General features: G+C 70.0%; 16 protein-coding genes. 9 read left to right on the top strand and 7 right to left on the bottom strand.

What is annotated here, in order from left to right; genetic code table 11:
- Positions 1 to 2: 2 nt before the first annotated feature.
- The 4 genes from ACIHAO_RS21620 to ACIHAO_RS21605 all read left to right on the top strand — a co-directional run bounded on the left by ACIHAO_RS21620 (position 3) and on the right by ACIHAO_RS21605 (position 2,303).
- On the top strand, positions 3 to 746 hold the full coding sequence (locus ACIHAO_RS21620) for a hypothetical protein (protein WP_396560406.1): 744 nt from the start codon (positions 3 to 5) through the stop codon (positions 744 to 746).
- A gap of 69 nt (positions 747 to 815) precedes the next feature.
- A complete protein-coding gene (locus ACIHAO_RS21615) occupies positions 816 to 1,610 on the top strand; it encodes a hypothetical protein (protein ID WP_396560404.1) in 795 nt (264 codons plus the stop codon).
- A gap of 34 nt (positions 1,611 to 1,644) precedes the next feature.
- Positions 1,645 to 2,052, top strand: a complete 408-nt coding sequence (locus tag ACIHAO_RS21610; protein WP_396560402.1) for a GntR family transcriptional regulator — start codon at positions 1,645 to 1,647, stop codon at positions 2,050 to 2,052.
- A gap of 65 nt (positions 2,053 to 2,117) precedes the next feature.
- Positions 2,118 to 2,303, top strand: a complete 186-nt coding sequence (locus ACIHAO_RS21605) for a hypothetical protein (protein ID WP_396560400.1) — start codon at positions 2,118 to 2,120, stop codon at positions 2,301 to 2,303.
- Between the two features lie 34 nt (positions 2,304 to 2,337).
- On the opposite strand, the gene ACIHAO_RS21600 is transcribed toward ACIHAO_RS21605, so the two are convergent.
- Positions 2,338 to 3,234, bottom strand: a complete 897-nt coding sequence (locus ACIHAO_RS21600; protein WP_396560398.1) for a DNA-3-methyladenine glycosylase family protein — start codon at positions 3,232 to 3,234, stop codon at positions 2,338 to 2,340.
- Positions 3,235 to 3,308: 74 nt separating this feature from the next.
- Here ACIHAO_RS21600 and ACIHAO_RS21595 point away from each other — a divergent pair, with 74 nt between their 5' ends.
- Together ACIHAO_RS21595 and ACIHAO_RS21590 are read left to right on the top strand one after the other, a co-directional pair.
- Complete coding sequence (locus tag ACIHAO_RS21595) at positions 3,309 to 3,761, top strand: adenylyltransferase/cytidyltransferase family protein (protein WP_396560396.1); 453 nt, start codon at positions 3,309 to 3,311, stop codon at positions 3,759 to 3,761.
- 201 nt (positions 3,762 to 3,962) lie between these two features.
- On the top strand, positions 3,963 to 4,397 hold the full coding sequence (locus tag ACIHAO_RS21590) for a hypothetical protein (protein ID WP_396560394.1): 435 nt from the start codon (positions 3,963 to 3,965) through the stop codon (positions 4,395 to 4,397).
- A gap of 82 nt (positions 4,398 to 4,479) precedes the next feature.
- Here ACIHAO_RS21590 and ACIHAO_RS21585 read toward each other — a convergent pair whose 3' ends face one another.
- The 4 genes from ACIHAO_RS21585 to ACIHAO_RS21570 all read right to left on the bottom strand — a co-directional run bounded on the left by ACIHAO_RS21585 (position 4,480) and on the right by ACIHAO_RS21570 (position 9,182).
- Positions 4,480 to 5,520 carry a serine hydrolase domain-containing protein gene (locus ACIHAO_RS21585; protein WP_396560392.1) on the bottom strand — a complete coding sequence of 347 codons (1,041 nt, stop codon included), beginning with the start codon at positions 5,518 to 5,520 and terminating at the stop codon, positions 4,480 to 4,482.
- 58 nt (positions 5,521 to 5,578) lie between these two features.
- Entirely contained in the window at positions 5,579 to 6,442 is an 864-nt protein-coding gene (locus ACIHAO_RS21580; protein ID WP_199749161.1) for a glycosyltransferase family 2 protein, read from the bottom strand.
- A gap of 477 nt (positions 6,443 to 6,919) precedes the next feature.
- Positions 6,920 to 8,056: a glycosyltransferase family 4 protein gene (locus ACIHAO_RS21575; RefSeq protein WP_396560556.1), complete on the bottom strand. Its 1,137-nt coding sequence runs from the start codon at positions 8,054 to 8,056 to the stop codon at positions 6,920 to 6,922.
- A 37-nt stretch (positions 8,057 to 8,093) separates the two neighbouring features.
- Complete coding sequence (locus ACIHAO_RS21570) at positions 8,094 to 9,182, bottom strand: glycosyltransferase family 4 protein (RefSeq protein ID WP_396560554.1); 1,089 nt, start codon at positions 9,180 to 9,182, stop codon at positions 8,094 to 8,096.
- A 19-nt stretch (positions 9,183 to 9,201) separates the two neighbouring features.
- Between ACIHAO_RS21570 and ACIHAO_RS21565 the strand changes: the two genes are divergently transcribed.
- From ACIHAO_RS21565 to ACIHAO_RS21555, 3 genes are read left to right on the top strand one after another with little or no spacing between them, the layout of a single operon-like run.
- Positions 9,202 to 10,128 carry a glycosyltransferase family 2 protein gene (locus ACIHAO_RS21565; RefSeq protein ID WP_396560389.1) on the top strand — a complete coding sequence of 309 codons (927 nt, stop codon included), beginning with the start codon at positions 9,202 to 9,204 and terminating at the stop codon, positions 10,126 to 10,128.
- A 32-nt stretch (positions 10,129 to 10,160) separates the two neighbouring features.
- Positions 10,161 to 12,674, top strand: coding sequence for a glycosyltransferase (locus tag ACIHAO_RS21560; protein WP_396560387.1), 2,514 nt, complete (start codon positions 10,161 to 10,163; stop codon positions 12,672 to 12,674).
- Positions 12,667 to 13,755, top strand: a complete 1,089-nt coding sequence (locus ACIHAO_RS21555) for a glycosyltransferase family 4 protein (protein WP_396560385.1) — start codon at positions 12,667 to 12,669, stop codon at positions 13,753 to 13,755. Before ACIHAO_RS21560 ends, ACIHAO_RS21555 begins: the two co-directional genes overlap by 8 nt.
- 429 nt (positions 13,756 to 14,184) lie before the next feature.
- On the opposite strand, the gene rfbD is transcribed toward ACIHAO_RS21555, so the two are convergent.
- Both rfbD and rfbB read right to left on the bottom strand, forming a co-directional pair.
- Entirely contained in the window at positions 14,185 to 15,057 is an 873-nt protein-coding gene (gene rfbD / locus ACIHAO_RS21550; RefSeq protein WP_396560383.1) for a dTDP-4-dehydrorhamnose reductase, read from the bottom strand.
- 4 nt (positions 15,058 to 15,061) lie between these two features.
- Positions 15,062 to 16,045, bottom strand: a complete 984-nt coding sequence (rfbB, locus tag ACIHAO_RS21545; protein ID WP_125789924.1) for a dTDP-glucose 4,6-dehydratase — start codon at positions 16,043 to 16,045, stop codon at positions 15,062 to 15,064.
- Positions 16,046 to 16,166 lie beyond the last annotated feature (121 nt).

Raw genomic sequence — 16,166 nt, 5'->3', positions numbered from 1 at the left:
TGATGCTGACGGCGCTGACGCCATATCTCGACCGGGTCCGGGTCCACAGCAGCGGAGACGGTGACGGCTTCGGCTGGTTCCTGCTGATCCTGGCGATCATCGTCATCATCATCGTGGTCGTGGTGATCATCGTGAAGGTCAACCAGGCGAAGAAGCCGCCGATGACGTTCCCGCAGAACCCGAACTTCGGTGGTGGTGGCCCGGCTCCGGGCTTCCCGCCTCCCCCGCCTCCCGGCGGCCCCGCCCCGCAGGGCAACTGGCAGCAGCAGCCCGGTTTCCCGCCGCCTCAGCCCGGTTACGGCCAGGCGCCCGGCTTCCCGCCGCCGCCCCCCGCTCCCGCGGGTTTCGCGCCGGCGCCCGCAGGGTTCCCGGCGCCGCCCGCAGGCTTCGCGCCGCCGCCCGGCGCCCCCGCGGGTTTCGCACCCCATCCTGGCGCCCCGGCGCCCAATCCGTTCGGCGCGCCCGGCATGGCCCAGCCCGGTTTCCCGCCGCCTCCCCCGCAGGCCGGGCCGCCGATCGACGGCGGCGCGGACCGCACGCAGGTCGTGTCCCCGCAGCAGCAGGCGGACGCCGGCGCCGACCGCACCCAGGTCGTATCGCCCGCGGGCGGTGACCGCACCCAGGTCGTGTCGCCCGCGGGCGCCGACCGGACACAGGTCGTCTCCCCGGCGGGTGGCGGTGACCGGACGCAGGTCGTGCCCGGTGGCGCCGGTGACGCCACCCAGGTCGTGCCGCCCCGTCAGTAACCCGCTTGCCTTTGTATCAGTGATTGTGTCATCATGGCGATACGATCACTGATACAACAAGGGGGCGCTGTGGTGGTTCTGACCGAATCCCAACAGCTTCAGCTGACCAGGATGAAGCTGCGGAGCAGGATCAAGGGACAGACGATCGGGATGGCCTTGGCCCTGCTCGGGGCCACGTGGGGTGTCTGGTTCTTCCTGAGTCAGGAGTTCTTCCTCAAGACTTCGGGCGGCAGTCCCACGCTCATGTCGCGCCGAAAGGCGGAGTGGCCGTCACTTTCCGAATCGGGCTCCCTCATCGCGGTCGTGGTGACCTTCGTCGTCCTGGCCGGTTTCGTCTGGTGGGCAACCCTCCGGATACGCAAGGCGGAACAGCGGCTGGCGCGGTCGGTGCCACGCCGGATCGCGCACGGAAAGCGGCTCGGCGTGCTCGAGGTGGCCGGTACCGGGACGGTCATGCTGTGGCTGGCCAGCTGTGCCGGCGGCATCGGTCTCGGCCTGACCATCGGTTTCCTCGCCGACTCCACCGAGAAGCAGCTGATCGGCTTCACCTACGCGGCGGGGATCGCCGTCCTCGGCGTTTTGTCCATCGCACTGGCCCGGCAGGTGGTCAAGCAGCCCAGCCTGGCCGACGACGAGATCTCCCTGCGCACGGACGACATGCTCCGCAGGAAGGACGCGCAACTGCCCCTGCTGCCCACCGGGGTCTACCTGGCCCTCCCCTTGACCTCCGCGCTGCCGGAGTTCGCCACGTGGCTGTGGGCCTACTTCCTGGGGAGTGTCGCGATCGCCCTTCTCGCTACGCTCGTGGTCCGGCTTCGAAGGGCACCACTGAACTCCCCACCACCGGGAAACGCGGTGTTCTGATCCAGTCGGCGAGCAGAGAACCAGGAGCACGAAAGTGATCATCAGCGTCGACACCAACTCACCGATCCCCCCGTACGAGCAGGTGCGTTCAGCGTTCGCCGCCCAGATCAAGGACCGGACGCTGCCGGTCGGCACGAAGCTTCCGACGGTGCGCAAACTCGCCGAAGATCTCGGCATCGCCCCCAACACCGTCGCCAAGGCCTACCGTGAACTCGAAGAGGCGGGCCTGATCGAAACCCGTGGCCGGGCAGGCACCTTCGTCGGGGACTCGGGGGATCAAAACCGGAAGCTGGCCCAGAAGGCCGCCGCCGAGTACGCCGCGATCACCCGCAAGCTGGGCTTGAGCCAGGGGGAGGCGATCGCCATCGTCGACGCCGCGCTGGCCGCGAACGTCACGGCTTACCGCACGAACCCGCGGCTGCAAGAGCGCCCCGCCCACTGAGCCCGGGCACCGCCGCAGCGGCCGCCACCGGGCTGGTGACAGGGGTCTCCGGTTAGTCTCTCGGCATGGTCTTCCTCTTGGTACTGGTGGTCGGCTTCCTGGTCCTGGCCGGGATCGGGGTCGGCGTGTACTTCCTCGTGAAATCGAACACCAAACAGCCGCCCGCCCTCCCCTATCACCAGTACCCGCAGCAGCCGCCGCAGTACCCGAGCCAGCAGCAGCCCTACCCGCCGCAGGGCTGGGGCAACTGACCCCGCGTTCAGAGGACTGATCGCGGCGGCGCGATCACATGGCGCGGTAGTCGCGGAGCTCGATCTTCGGCCCGAACCTGGGGCGGCGGAATCCGGCCGTCGACAGGTAGCGCACGGCACGCTGGCGCTGCGGCGAATACGGCGCCAGCACCTCGGACATCCCGACGTCGTCGAGTTTCGTGCCGACGAGCGCGTGCCCGACCATCGACGGGATGTTGTAGTCGCCGAAGCTCACCGCGTCCGGGTCTCCCCAGGCGCGTTGCGCGATCTCCGCCGCGGTCCACACGCCGATGCCGGGCACCTTCCGCAGCCAGGCCCGGCCCTCGACACCCCTCAGCTCGACGGCCTTCTCCAGCCTGGGCGCGACACGCGCCGCGGCGATCAGCGTCGTACGGCGTTTCAGGTCCACCCCGGCGCGATGCCATTTCCAGTCCACAATGGATCGGATGGCGACGGGTGTCGGCGGCACACGCAGCCGTGCGGGCCCCGGCCCCGGCGCCTGCTCGCCGAACCAGCGGCACAGCTCGCCCCATGAGCGCAGCGCCTCCGTGCTGGTCACCTTCTGCTCCAGCACGGCGAGCACCAGCGCGTCCCACACCCGGCCGGTCGAGCCGAGCCGCAGTCCCGGGTTCCGTCGCCGCGCCGAGGCGATGACGTCGTGATGCGCGACGAACTCGGAGTCGTCGTCCTGCGCGCCCAGCATCGCCGGGACGCCGTCGAGCAGCCTGTCCGCGCCGGGCCCCCAAGCCTCGGCCTCGATCTCGCCGTCGGCGCGCCGCAGCAGCGCGAGCGTGCCCGCGCCGTCCGCGGTGTTGGCCGCCAGCCAGGTGACCCCGGCCTCGGTGCGGATGACATTGGGCGACCGTGACCCACGGCTCAGCGGACCCAGGACCGTGTCCAGGTCCAGTTCGAAGCCGGGGCGGAACAGCACACGATGAAACTACCCGGCACTCGGCTAGGGTGAGCGGGCCACCTGAAACCGTAAGCCTACGGAGGACACCGACGATGACCGAGCGACCGGCGAAGGCCTCGATCGTCAGCGGGTACTTCAACCCGCTCCACCAGGGCCATCTCGACTTGTTCGAGGACGCGCAGGCACGGTCCGGCTACCTGATCGTCATCGTCAACAACGATCACCAGCAGGTCCTCAAGAAGGGCAGGGTGATCCAGACCGAGGACATCCGGGCCCGGATCGTCCGCGCGCTGCGCATCGTCGACGACGTGTACATCGCCGTCGAGCAGGGGCCGGGCATCAACGAGTCGTTCGACCTGATCCGCGCGGCGTACCCCGACACGGAGCTCGAGTTCTGCAACGGCGGCGACAGGCGCAGCGTCGAAGAGCTGCCCGCCGACGAGATCGAGGCCGGGGCACGCAACAACATCGCGTTGCTCTACGGCATCGGCGGCACGGACAAGGCGGACTCCAGCACCCGGATCCTTTCGGACATGGAAGCCTGAGTTCCTGGCGGCCTGCCAACTTTTGTCGGACGACGTTCGCGGGTCTGCTGACGGCGGCCACTCCTAGGGCCTACCCTAGACATCACACAGTCGGCCCTGAACCCAGAGGGCCCCAGGTCAGTCGGGAGGCCTAGGGGAATGGACCCCCGTGCTCGGGCGGACGCCTTGCTCGCACGCGCAAGCGCGCGTGGAGCCTTCGTCGTGACACCGGACAACGCGACGTCTCCGATGGACTCCGCGAACACCCAGCAGATCCCCCGATCGGTGGTCGCCGAAATCGACCGATCATCGGACCCGGACACGACCACTCAGCTACCCGCTTCGCTGATCGCGGAGAACGACCACCCGCTCGCGGGACCCGAGCCGACGACGCGGCTGGACCTGCCGCCGGCGCGGGGCGAAGGTTCGACTCAGCCGCAGCCCTATCCTCGCCGTCCCGGCACGCAGCCGACCAGGCCGCTGCCGCAGGCGACCACCCCGCTCACCCGGCGGCCGCCCGCCGCGCCGGTGCAGAGCCCGCTGATCGAGCAGCCGGAGCCGGAGACCGTCGAGAACGAGGTCGGCGGCCTGGTGCCGACGGTGAAGCAGAACCCTTCGGGACGGTCGAACCTCTCGCGCCGTCTGGACGGCATTTAGCCCTCGATACGTGCAATGAAAGGCCCCTTCATAGCGAATTTTGCTATGAAGGGGCCTTTCATTGCACGCGTGGACACCGGCCTCAGGAAGCCCGGATCACCCGATCGATCTCCTTGATCGCCGCGCCCCCGCCGTACGTGGCGTTGGACAGCATGGCGACGTCCAGCCCCTCGGCCGGATAGTGCCGCATGAGCGAGCAGACGCCGATGTTCCCGCCGTCCTTGTAGTAGTGCCTCACCGAGCCGTCCGGCTCCAGGACGAATTCGAGGCCGAAGCCGTACCAGACGCCTTTGCTGTGAAACACCTGCGGCGTGAGGAACTCCTTCGTGCGCTCCGGTGACAGGAGTCGCTCTTCGCGGATCGCACGCAGAAACCGGACGAGGTCGCCGGCGGTGCAGTACGCACCCCCGTCGGGCGATCCGATCGGCGGGTAACTGAAGATGTTCTGCTTCCAGCCGGTGATCTGCTCGCCGTCGAGGATCGGGTCCCAGCCTTCGGCGACCCTCGGCTGCGGATCACGCCGGTCGAAGAAGCCCGAATCGGTCATTCCCGCGCGGTCGAGCACGGTTTCCCGGACGTGGTCGCGATACGGCCTTCCGGTGCACTCCTCGATCACCAGCCCGGCGAGGACGTACCCCGAATTGCAGTACCGGCAGCCCTCGCCCGGCGCGAAATTCGGTGCCCTGTAGGCGAAATTGGGCAAATGATCGCATGTGTCCACCACCGAGTACACCGGTTTGTCGACCCACAGCGCCTCGTAGCCCTCGCCTGCTTCCTCGTCGGCGTCGTCGGCGATCCCGGACGTGTGCGTGAGCAGGTGCCGCGTCGTCGCACCGGGCGCGATCGCCGTGCCGCCGAGGTCGATGATCTCGCCGATCGGGCGGTCGAGGTCCAGCCGTCCCTCGTCGGCGAGGCGCACCGCGGCGATCGCGGTGACGACCTTGGTGATCGACGCGGTGTCATAGCGGATGTCCGGCGCGTTCGGCACCGACCAGCGGCGGCTGGCCAGGCCGTATCCGCGTTCGAACAGCGTCTCGTCGCCGCGCCGGATCAGCACGACCCCGGAGAAGCGTTCCTCCCCGGCGCGTTCCGTCAGCCAGGTGTCCAGTTCGGCGAAGTCCATGCACCGACGGTAACGACGGCGGGCAGCGGAGTCGCGCGAGTTCCGGTGGCCGGAACGGCTACTTCCGGCGCGTTTCGAGCTTGAGACGCAGCGCGAGACCGGCCTTCACCGCGAGCATGACCGGCTTCCACAGGAGACCGCGGTGACGGTCCGCGAGGTAGCGGTACGCACTTTCGTGGTGCACACGCAGCATCTTCTCCGAAGCCTGCGAAGTCGAATGCCCGCCGATGTGCATGACACTCGACGAAGGGGCGTACACGTTCAGCCAGCCCGCGCGGGTCAGCCGGTCACCGAGGTCGACGTCCTCGAAGTACATGAAGTAGCGCGTGTCGAATCCGTCGACCGAGTCGAAGGCCTCGCGGCGCAACAGCTGGCAGGACCCGGAAAGCCAGCCCGCCGTACGCTCGACCGGGGTGCCGGTCTCCTGCCGGTACTGCCGCGTCCACGGGTTGCCCGGCCAGATCTTGCCGAACGCCGCGTGCCCGATCCCGCGACCGAACGACGGCAGCAGCCGGGCCGACGGGTAGACCGTGCCGTCGAGGTCGTGGATGAGCGGCCCGAACGCGCCACCGCGCGGCCAGCGCTCGGCCACCTCCAGCAGCGCGTCGAGCGAACCGGGTTCCCATTCGAGGTCCGGATTCACCACGACGACCCAGCCGTAGCTGTCGTCGAGTTCCGCGACACCCCGGTTGGCGGCCGTGCCGTAGCCGACGTTCTCGCCGATGCTGAGCAGCTTGACGTTCTCCCGGCGGGCGGCCTTCTCCGGGGCGCCGTCCGTGGACGCGTTGTCGGCGACGACGACCTGGACGTCCCGATCCGTCGCCTTCTCGAGCGTGTCGAGGAACTTCTCGAGGGTTTCGCCGGGGAAGTACGTCACGGTCACGACGGCGATCCCGTCGCCGTAGCTGGGGTGCTCAGTCACGGGGCCATTGTCCACCCGTCACCGAACGCGACCGCGCCGCACCCACCCCGAGGCGATAGCAAAGGTCCCTTGCTCCCACGCTGCTCCAAAGCTCCGCTCCCACGCTGCTCCGCCTCCCCGCTGCTCCGCGGCTCCGCCTCCCCGCTGCTCCGAAGCCGGCGGACACGCTCCCAATGTGGCATTGGGGGCGCTGAGTGTCCCCAATGCCACATTGGGAGCATCCGCGCCGCACCTGGAAGCTGGGCGGAGCGGGAACGAAGCTGGAGCGCGGCGGGAACTGGAGCTGGAGCGCGGGCGGGAGCAGGAGCGCGGGCGGGACTGGGGCGGAGCGGAGCTGGAGCGCGGGCGGGAGCAGGAGCGCAGCGGGAGCGGGAGCTGGGGCGGGGGCTGGGGCGGAGCGGGAGCGGGAGCTGGGGCGGGGGCTGGGGCGGGGCGGGAGCGGGAGCTGGGGCGGGGGCTGGGGCGGAGCGGGAGGGCTTAGCTCACCCGCCGCTGCGCATGCCGGTGCCAAGCCTTCGCGTAGGCCTCCCGGTGCCGCTCCGCGGTCGTCGCCCACGAGAACTCCTTCGCCCGCCGAAGCGCGGCTTCGGCCAGTTCGGCCCGCCTCGCGGGAGCGTCGAGCAGCTCCGAGATGGCCGCGGCGACGTCTCCGGCGCCGACACCGCAGTAGGCGACCGCGTCGCCGCCGACCTCCGGCAGCGAAAGCCGCCGGGTCGTGAGCACGGCCGCGCCGCACGCCATCGCCTCCAGCACCGGCAGCCCGAATCCCTCGCCGAGGCTCGGGTACGCGACCAGTTCGGAGCCGCCGAGGAAGCCGGCGAGTGTGTCGAACGGCAGGTATCCGGCCCGGATCACGCGCAGCCGATGCGGCACGGCGTCGAGGGCGCGTTCGACCTGCGAATCCCAGCCCGGTTGTCCGGCGAGCACCAGCGCCGGCGGGTTCGGCCTGCCGGTCACGGCGTGCGCGAAGCCGCGGATCAGCGCGGGCACGTTCTTGCGCGGTTCGAGCGCGCCGAGGAAGGCGACGTACGGCGTCTTCCCCAGTCCGACGGCCTGCCGCGCGGCCTCGATCTCGGCGGGTGAGGGCGGATGGAACCGATCGGGTTCGACGCCGTGGTGAATGATCTCAAGTTCCGCCGTCCGCACCTGGCCGACGCGCTCGAGTTCGGCCGCCGTCGCGATGCTCGGCACGACGCACAGCGTCGCGCGGCGAAGCGCCGTCGCGGTCCAGGCGCGGAAGAAACGCGCCTTCACCGAAGAGTGCAGGACGGCGTCGGTGAAGAAGGTCGCGTCGTGCAGCGTCACCACCGAAGCGGCGGGGCTGGCGAGCGGCATCGTGTAGTGCGGGGAGTGGACGACGTCGGCGGCGAGCCGCCGGACCAGCCGGGGCAGGGTCGCCTGTTCCCAGGTCAGCCTGGCCGTCCTGGTCGAAGTCGACGGCGAGGTCGGCACGATCCGCGCGCCGGGCGCCAGCCGGTCGTACAGCACCGCGTCCCGCGGCTGGCAGACGACGGTGATCCGCGCGCCGTCCTCGTCCAGCGCCGCGACCAGCGAATCCACGTAACGTCCGACGCCACCCCGGTCCGCGGGGACGGCGGTCGCGTCGATCAGCACGCGAGGGTCATCGGTCACCCTAGGAGGGTACGGCTGCTCACCGGCTCCGCGGTGGGGAACCGGGAAACTGATCGCGCTGGTGGAGGCCCCAAAGGGCGGAAGCGGCGCGCTGCCAGGTGAACTCACTCGAACGGCTGAGACCACTGTCACGCAGGGCTGCCGCACGCTTCGGATGGTCGAGTACGTCGCGAAGGGCATCCGCAAGCGCTTGCGCGTCGCCGACGGGGACGGTGACGCCCGCTCCCCCGGCCACCTCGACCAGGGCGGGGACGTCCGAATGCACCACCGGCACCCCGGCCGCCATCGCCTCGATCAGCGGCAGCCCGAAACCCTCCGCCCGGCTCGGCATCGCCAGCACCGACGCGCCCCGCAACGCGAACGCCAGTTCCGCGTCACTCACCTTCCCGAGCAGCCGGACGTCCGCGCCGTGCTCGCGTGCCAGCGCGACCGGATCGACCCCGCCCCAGCCCGGCTGGCCTGCCAGCACCAGCGGCACCCCGATCCGGCCGGCGGCGTCGATCAGCACGTCGATGCCCTTGCGCGGCTCGATCGTCCCGATCGCGAGCACGTACCGCTCGGGCAGCGCGACCTCGGTGAACGCGGCGGGCGGCCGCACTCCGTGCGGGATCACGTGCAGCGGAGACGAAACCGGCACCAGCCCGGCGAGCTCGTCCGCAATCGCTTGCGTGGGCACGGTCAGCGCGGTCGCCCGCGCCGCGGCCCGCGCGATCATCGCCTTGTGCCACGCGACACCGCGCGGGGTCAGCGTCTCGGGATGCGTCCACGGCACGGTGTCGTGCACCGCGACCGACAGCGTCCGCCCCTTCGGCACGCGGGCGGGCGCGAGCGGCGTCGGCGCGTGGACCGCGTCGCCACCCGGCCACCACGGCACGCCTAGCTGCCAAGCGGCGATCAACGCCCGGGGCGGGATCGGCAGCACGCGCGGTCCTTTGACTCCCTCGACGACCGCGGGCTCGATGTCGGCATGCCGTGCGACCACGCTCGACACCGTCCAGCCCGGCGGCGCGGTCTCGGCGAGCGCCCGCAGCAATTCGCCGGTGTAGCGGCCTGTCCCGCCGGGGACCGGCGCCAGCAGCTGCTCGGCGAGCACGACCAGTTCGGGCATGGTCTCTATTCTCTCTGGCATGCCCAGCACCACCGTCGTCGTGGTCACCTGGCGCGGCGCGGCGCACATCATCGCCTGCCTCGACGCCCTCGCCGCGCAGTCCCGCCCGCATCGCACCCTGGTCGTCGACAACGCCTCCGACGACGGCACGGCCGCCCTGCTCGCCGCCCATCCGTCGAAGCCCGAGGTGCTCCGGCTGCGGCGCAACACCGGTTACGCGGGCGCCATGGCCGCCGCGTTGGACAAAGTGGACACCCCGCTGATGGCGTGGCTGAACGACGACGCCGCGCCGGCCCCGGACTGGCTCGCGACCTGCGAAGACACCCTCGCCGAGGCGCCGCTCGCCGCCGCCGTGAGCGCCCGGCTGACGCTGGCCGACGGCACCGTCCAGTCCACCGGCGTCCGCCTGACCGCCGACGGCCACGGCGCCGACCTGCCGGAACCAGCCGACGAGATCTTCGGTTTCTGCGGCGGCGCGGCCGTGCTGAACGTCGAGGCGCTCCGCTCCGCCGGCGGCGTCCCGGCGTCCTACTTCTGCTACTACGAGGACACCGACACCGCGTGGCGGCTCCGGCTGGCGGGCTGGGACGTCGTCGGCGCCGAAGCCGACGTCACCCATCGGCATGGCGCGAGCACCCGACCGGGTTCGGTCCAGTTCCACCTGTGGAATGAACGCAACCGCCTGCTGACCCTCCTGCGGTGTGCTCCGCGTGAGGTCGCGCTCCGCCAGCTGCTGAAGTTCGCCGCCCTGACCGCGATACTCCCCCTTCGAGGGCTCCGTCAAAACAAGACGGCTGCGGCGCCGAACTTCCGCCCGAGCCTGCGGTGCCGGGTGCTGGGTGCCGTCGCCGCCCGCCTGCCGCGCACACTGCTCGAGCGGCGGGCCATCGGGCGACGCGCGACACTCGGCCGAGGCGCGGTCTGGGACGCGTGGGCGGGCAATTAAGCTTGCCCCAATCGAGAGCAGGGAGTACGGCTTTGGCGCAGGGGGAAACGCAACCGGTCGTCTCGGTCATCGTGGTGAACTACCGGGGAGCCGCCGACACCGTCACCTGCCTGCGCGCACTCGCCGAACACGATTACCCGAACCTCGAAGTCATCTGCGTCGACAACGCCTCCGGTGGCTCCGACGTCGCCGAGATCAAGGCCGCCGCCCCGGGCGTCAAGCTCGTCGAGTCCCCGGTGAACTCCGGCTTCGCGGGCGGCTGCAACCTCGGCGCGAAGCACGCGACAGGCACCGTGCTCGCCTTCCTCAACAACGACGCCCGCCCGGCTCCCGGCTGGGTCGGCGCGGCCGTCGCCGAACTCCGCGCGCAGCCGACGGTCGCCGCGGTGGCCAGCAAGGTCCTCGACTGGGACGGCACCGGCACCGACTTCGTCGACGCGGGCCTGACCTGGTTCGGCATGGGCTACAAACGCCACGCGGGCAGCCCGCTGGCCGACGTCCCCGCCGCCGAACACGAGATCGCCAAGGACGTCCTGTTCGCGACCGGTTCGGCGATGTTCGTCCGCGCCGGGGTGTTCGCCGAACTCGGCGGGTTCGACGAGCGGTTCTTCATGTTCTACGAGGACGTCGACCTCGGCTGGCGGCTGAACCTGCGCGGCTGGCGCGTGCGCTACGTGCCGGATTCGCTGACCTACCACAAGCACCACGCCACCATGTCCACAGTGGACGCTCCGGACTCCGGCCGCGAGACGTTCCTGCTGGAACGCAACGCCTTGGCCGCGCTGTACAAGAATCTCTCCGACGAGACACTCTCGCGCGCGCTGCCCGCGGCGCTGGCGCTGGCGGTCCGCCGGGCGACCGCTCGCGGAGACCTCGACGCCACCCAGTTCGATCTCGCCAAGGGCGTCGGCCCGGCCGAAACCGGTCCGGTCGGAGTGCCGAGGACGACGTTGGCCGGCGTGCTGGCGATCGACCAGTTCGTCGAACTGCTGCCGTCGCTGGCCGAGTCGCGTGCCGCCGAGCAGGCCGCCCGCGTCCGCACCGATGCCGATCTGCTTCCCTTGCTGCGCAAGGCGTTGGAGCCCGCGTATCCACTGCCGCGTTATCTCGCCGCGCACGACATCCTGGTCGAGACGTTCGGCATCGACGCGCTCTTCGGGCAGCGCCGCAAGATCGTGGTGATCACCGGCGACGCGATCACCGAACGGATGGCGGGCCCGGCGATCCGCGCGTGGAACATCTCCGCGACCCTGGCCGCCGAACACGACGTCCACCTGGTGACGGTCAATCCCCTCGCCGATCCGCCGCCCGCGCCGTTCCGGGTCAGCGCGGCGACCAGGCGCGATCTGGAGGCCCCGATCGCCTGGGCGGACATCATCGTCCTGCAGGGTCACGTGCTGGAACTCGCGCCGTCGCTCAAGAAGCAGTACGCGCACAAGATCGTGGTCGCGGATCTGTACGACCCGATGCACCTCGAACTGCTCGAACAGGGCAAGGGCGTTCCCGACGACAAACGCGCGCTCGACCTCATCGGGGTCACCAAGGTCCTCGACGCGCAGCTGGAACGCGGAGACTTCTTCCTCTGCGCCTCGGAGCGTCAGCGGCACTTCTGGCTGGGGCATCTCGCGGCGATGGGCAGGCTCTCGCCGAGGCTGTACGACGCGGACCCGACCACCCAATCGCTGCTCTCCATCGTCCCGTTCGGCCTGTCCCCCAACGCGCCGGTCCGCACCGGCCCCGGCCTCCGGTCCACTTTGGACGGAATCGGCGAGACCGATCACGTCGTACTGTGGGCGGGCGGGGTCTACAGCTGGTTCGACCCGCTCACGCTGGTCCGGGCGATCGAGCAGCTGCGGCAGCGCCGCGGCGACGTCCGCCTGGTGTTCCTCGGGATGAAGCATCCCAACCCCGAGGTCACCGAGATGGACATCGGCGCGCGCACGATGCTGCTCTCCGACACGCTCGGGCTCACCGGCAAACACGTGTTCTTCAACCAGCAGTGGGTGCCGTACGAGGAGCGCCAGAACTGGCTGCTCGACGCGAATTGCGGCGTCACCACGCATTACGAGCACGTCGAGACGACGTTCGCCTTCCGCACCCGGGTGCTGGACTACCTGTGGGCCGGGCTGCCGATCGTCACCACCGACGGCGATTCTTTCGCGGACCTCGTCCGCGAAGAACGGCTCGGCGTCGTCGTCCCCGCCGAGGACGTGGACGCGCTGGCCGACGCGCTGGAAAAGGCGTTGTACGACGAAGAATTCGCCGCGGGCTGCGTCGAGCGGATGGCCGCGGTCGCCCAGCGTTACGCCTGGCCGGAAGCCTTGAAGCCGTTGGTGGAGTTCTGCCGGAACCCCCGGCCCGCCGCGGACCGGCTGCCCGGTTCGGAGGACCTCGTGGTCACCGCACCGGTGCGGGGCAAGGAAATGCTGCGCCGCGATGTCGACCTGATCCGCGAGTACCTCGCCGACGGCGGCCCGAAGGAACTCGTGCGGCGCGTCGGCGGCCGCGTGGTCAAGGTCGCGAAGCAGAGGCTCGGCCGTGGCTGACCGCCCCTTGCGCGTCCTGCTCGACGGGACCCCGCTTCTCGGTGCCAGGACGGGTATCGGCCGGTACACGGTCGCACTGTCCGAAGAGCTCGCGTCGATGTCCGAAGTGGACACTCGCGCGGTCGCGTTCACGCTGCGCGGCTGGCGGCGGCTGCGGCACGTGCTCCCGCACGGCGTCCGGGCCCGTGGCATGCCGGTGGCGGCACGGTTGCTGCGCAAGGCGTGGCTGCGTTCGCAACTGCCGCCGGTGGAACTGTTCGCCGGGCCGACGGATGTCGTGCACGGCACCAACTTCGTGCTGCCCGGCCGGTTCCGTGCGGCGGGCGTGGTGACCATCCACGATCTGGCCTTTTTGGACGCTCCCGGGGAACTCGCGCCGAGCGACCACGAACTGCCGCGCCTGGTCCGGCGCGGCGCCCGGCTCGCCGACGCGATCTGCACGCCCACCAACGCCGTCGCCGACCAGGTGGCCGAACGGCTCGACGTGGACCGCGGCAAGATCATCGTCACCCCGCTCGGCGTGAACCCGGCCTGGTTCAACGCGCGCCCGCCGGACAAGGAACGCCGCAAGGAACTCGGCCTCCCGGACAAGTACCTGCTCTTCGCCGGCGCGCCCGGACCCCGCAAGGGCCTGCACTGGCTCCAGCAGGCGCACGAGGCGGCGCCGGATCTGCCGGAACTGGTGTTCGTCGGCCCCGGCTCGTTCGCCGTGGGCTCGCGTTCGCGACACGTGGGCTACCTGTCCGACGTGAACCTCCGCCGGGTCGTCGCCGGGGCCAGCGCGCTGGTGCTGCCGTCGCGCGACGAGGGCTTCGGGCTCCCGGTGCTGGAAGCGATGGCGTCGGACGTGCCCGTGGTGTGCACGGACATCCCGGCGCTGCGCGAGGTCGCGGGGAACTGCGCGAGCCTGGTCCCCTACGAGGACGTCGACGGACTCGTGGAGGCACTGCGGATCGCCGTCAGCGACCCGCACGCCGTCGCCACTTCGGCCGCGCGCCGCGCCCACGTCGCGAACTTCACCTGGCGCGCCTGCGCCGAACTCACCGTCGCCGCGTACCGCCAGGCCAGCACGAAACACTGATCTCCGCAATTAGTCACCTACTTGCCTCTACGCCTTCCGGCGCCCGAAGACGTCCAGGGCAAGTAGGTGACTAATTGCGAGGGTCTCAGGAGTCCCACGCGTCACTCCAGAGCGAAGCAAGGGACCTTTAGTATCGCTAGCTTTCCTAGCGCTGCTAGCGACCTGGTCTCGTGTTCCGCCCCCAATCACGTGAGTGCGCCCCTCAATCACGTGAGTTACGTCTTCAATCACGCGTGTTCGCCCCTCAATCACGAATGATCGCCGTCTGATCACGCGTGATCCGCATCCGCACACACGTGCCGTCCATGCGGGGAGGGCGAACTCGCGTGCTTGGCCGCGCGACTCGCGTGATCAGACGGCGAACTCGCGTGATTGGAGACGTAACTCGCGTGCTTGAAGACGGAACTCACGCCACGACGCGAAGCGGCGTCAGGAGGCGAAGTAGGCCCGAAGCGCGTCAGGCCAGTCCCGAAGCGGCGTGAGACCGGCCTCGCGCCACGAAGCGTTCGACAGCACGCCGTACGCAGGACGCGCCGCGGGACGCGGGAATTCCGCCGTCGTGCAGGGCTTCACCCGCGCCGGGTCCGCGCCGAGTTCCGTGAAGATCGCGCGCGCGAACCCGCACCACGTCGTCGACCCGCCACCCGTGCAGTGCAGCACCCGTTGCGAAGGCCCGTCGCCGACGGCGATGCGACCGGCCAGCTCCAGCAGTCCGGCGGCGAGATCGCGGGACCAGGTCGGCGAACCGGTCTGATCGTCCACTACGGACAGTTCGTCGCGTTCTTTTTCCAGGCGTGCCATGGTCTTCACGAAGTTCGCCCCGGTCTTGCCGTACACCCAGGACGTCCGCACGATCCAGGACCGGGCCCCCGAGCCGAGAATCGCGTCCTCGCCCGCCGCTTTCGTCCGGCCGTAGGCGTTGAGCGGCCCCAGCAGATCACCGGTCTCGTACGGCGAAGTCGCGTCACCGGCGAACACGTAGTCCGTGGACACGTGGATGAGCGGCACCCCGCGCGACGAGCACACCGCGGCGAGCACCCGGGGGCCGTCGGCGTTCACCGCGAACGCCCGCGCCTCATCGGTCTCCGCGGCGTCCACCGCGGTGTAGGCGGCCGCGTTGATCACCACCGGCGACTTCCCCGCCGCCCGCGCCCGGCCCGCCAGTTCGGTCACCGCGGCGACGACCTGCCCGGTGTCGCACACGTTCAACTCAGATGACGACGGCGTCGAAGCGTCCACCGCCAGCGCCGCGATGTCCTGCCCCAGCTGGCCGGATCCGCCCGGTACGAGAATGCTCAGCACGTCGTCACTCTCCCGCACGGTTCTTCAGCGGCTCCCACCACGCTCGGTTTCCGCTGTACCACGCGACCGTGTCGGCCAGACCGTCCTCAAAGGACTTCCGCGGCGCGTAACCGAGCTCCCGCGAGATCTTGGTGATGTCGACGGAGTATCGGCGATCGTGTCCCTTGCGGTCCTCGACCGGCTCGACGCTCTCCCAGTCGGCGCCGACCGCGGTCAGCAGCCGCTCGGTCAGCTCGCGGTTCGTCAGTTCCGTGCCACCGCCGATGTTGTAGACCTCGCCCGGCCTGCCGCCGTCGGCGACGAGCTGGATGCCGCGGCAGTGATCGTCCACGTGCAGCCAGTCACGGACGTTGAGCCCGTCGCCGTAGAGCGGGACCTTCTTGCCGTCGAGCAGGTTGGTCACGAAGAGCGGGATGACCTTCTCCGGGAATTGGTACGGACCGTAGTTGTTCGAGCACCTCGTGACACAGACAGGCAATCCGTGCGTACGGAAGAAGGAACGGGCCAGCAGATCGGAGGACGCCTTCGACGCCGAGTACGGCGAATTCGGCTCCAGCGCGTGGTCTTCGTCCCAGGATCCTTCGTCGATCGAGCCGTACACCTCGTCGGTGGACACGTGGACGAACTTCCCGACCTCGGCCTCGAGCGCGGCCTGCAACAGGGTCTGCGTGCCGAGCACGTTGGTCAGCACGAAGTCGGCCGCGCCGGCGATCGAACGGTCCACATGGGACTCGGCGGCGAAGTGGACGACCAGGTCGATACCCCGCATCAGCTCGCTGACCAGGGCGGCGTCGCAGATGTCACCCTTTTCGAACCGGTACCGCGGGTTCTCGCGCACCGGCTCCAGGTTCGCTTCGTTGCCCGCGTAGGTCAGCTTGTCGAGCACGATCAGCTCGGCGTCGGCCAGGCTCGGGTACGCCCCTGTCAGCACCTGCCGGACGTAATGCGAACCGATGAACCCGGCACCCCCGGTGACCAGCACTCGCATGCCGCGATCCTCCCTTTACGACTTCCTGACCGGCCGAGTGTGTCACGACCGGGGCAACCTTTCACCAGCCTACGGACGTCTAACACGGGGGTCAGTAGAGTTGTCGGCGAGGCACGCGGGT

Origin of the sequence: Amycolatopsis sp. NPDC052450 (assembly GCF_044547565.1) — a bacterium.
In the GTDB taxonomy this organism is placed as follows: Bacteria; Actinomycetota; Actinomycetes; order Mycobacteriales; family Pseudonocardiaceae; genus Amycolatopsis.
Note: the sequence above shows the minus strand (reverse complement) of the source record. Positions and strands in the feature narration are given on the sequence as shown.

What these genes read in the sequence shown, in the direction of transcription:
- ACIHAO_RS21620 (WP_396560406.1), top strand. Translation starts at nt 3, where the DNA reads ATGCTGACGGCGCTGACGCCATATCTCGACCGGGTCCGGGTCCACAGC.
- ACIHAO_RS21605 (WP_396560400.1), top strand. Translation starts at nt 2,118, where the DNA reads ATGGTCTTCCTCTTGGTACTGGTGGTCGGCTTCCTGGTCCTGGCCGGG.
- ACIHAO_RS21595 (WP_396560396.1), top strand. Translation starts at nt 3,309, where the DNA reads ATGACCGAGCGACCGGCGAAGGCCTCGATCGTCAGCGGGTACTTCAAC.
- ACIHAO_RS21585 (WP_396560392.1), bottom strand. Translation starts at nt 5,520, where the DNA reads ATGGACTTCGCCGAACTGGACACCTGGCTGACGGAACGCGCCGGGGAG.
- ACIHAO_RS21570 (WP_396560554.1), bottom strand. Translation starts at nt 9,182, where the DNA reads ATGCCCGAACTGGTCGTGCTCGCCGAGCAGCTGCTGGCGCCGGTCCCC.
- ACIHAO_RS21565 (WP_396560389.1), top strand. Translation starts at nt 9,202, where the DNA reads ATGCCCAGCACCACCGTCGTCGTGGTCACCTGGCGCGGCGCGGCGCAC.
- rfbB (WP_125789924.1), bottom strand. Translation starts at nt 16,045, where the DNA reads ATGCGAGTGCTGGTCACCGGGGGTGCCGGGTTCATCGGTTCGCATTAC.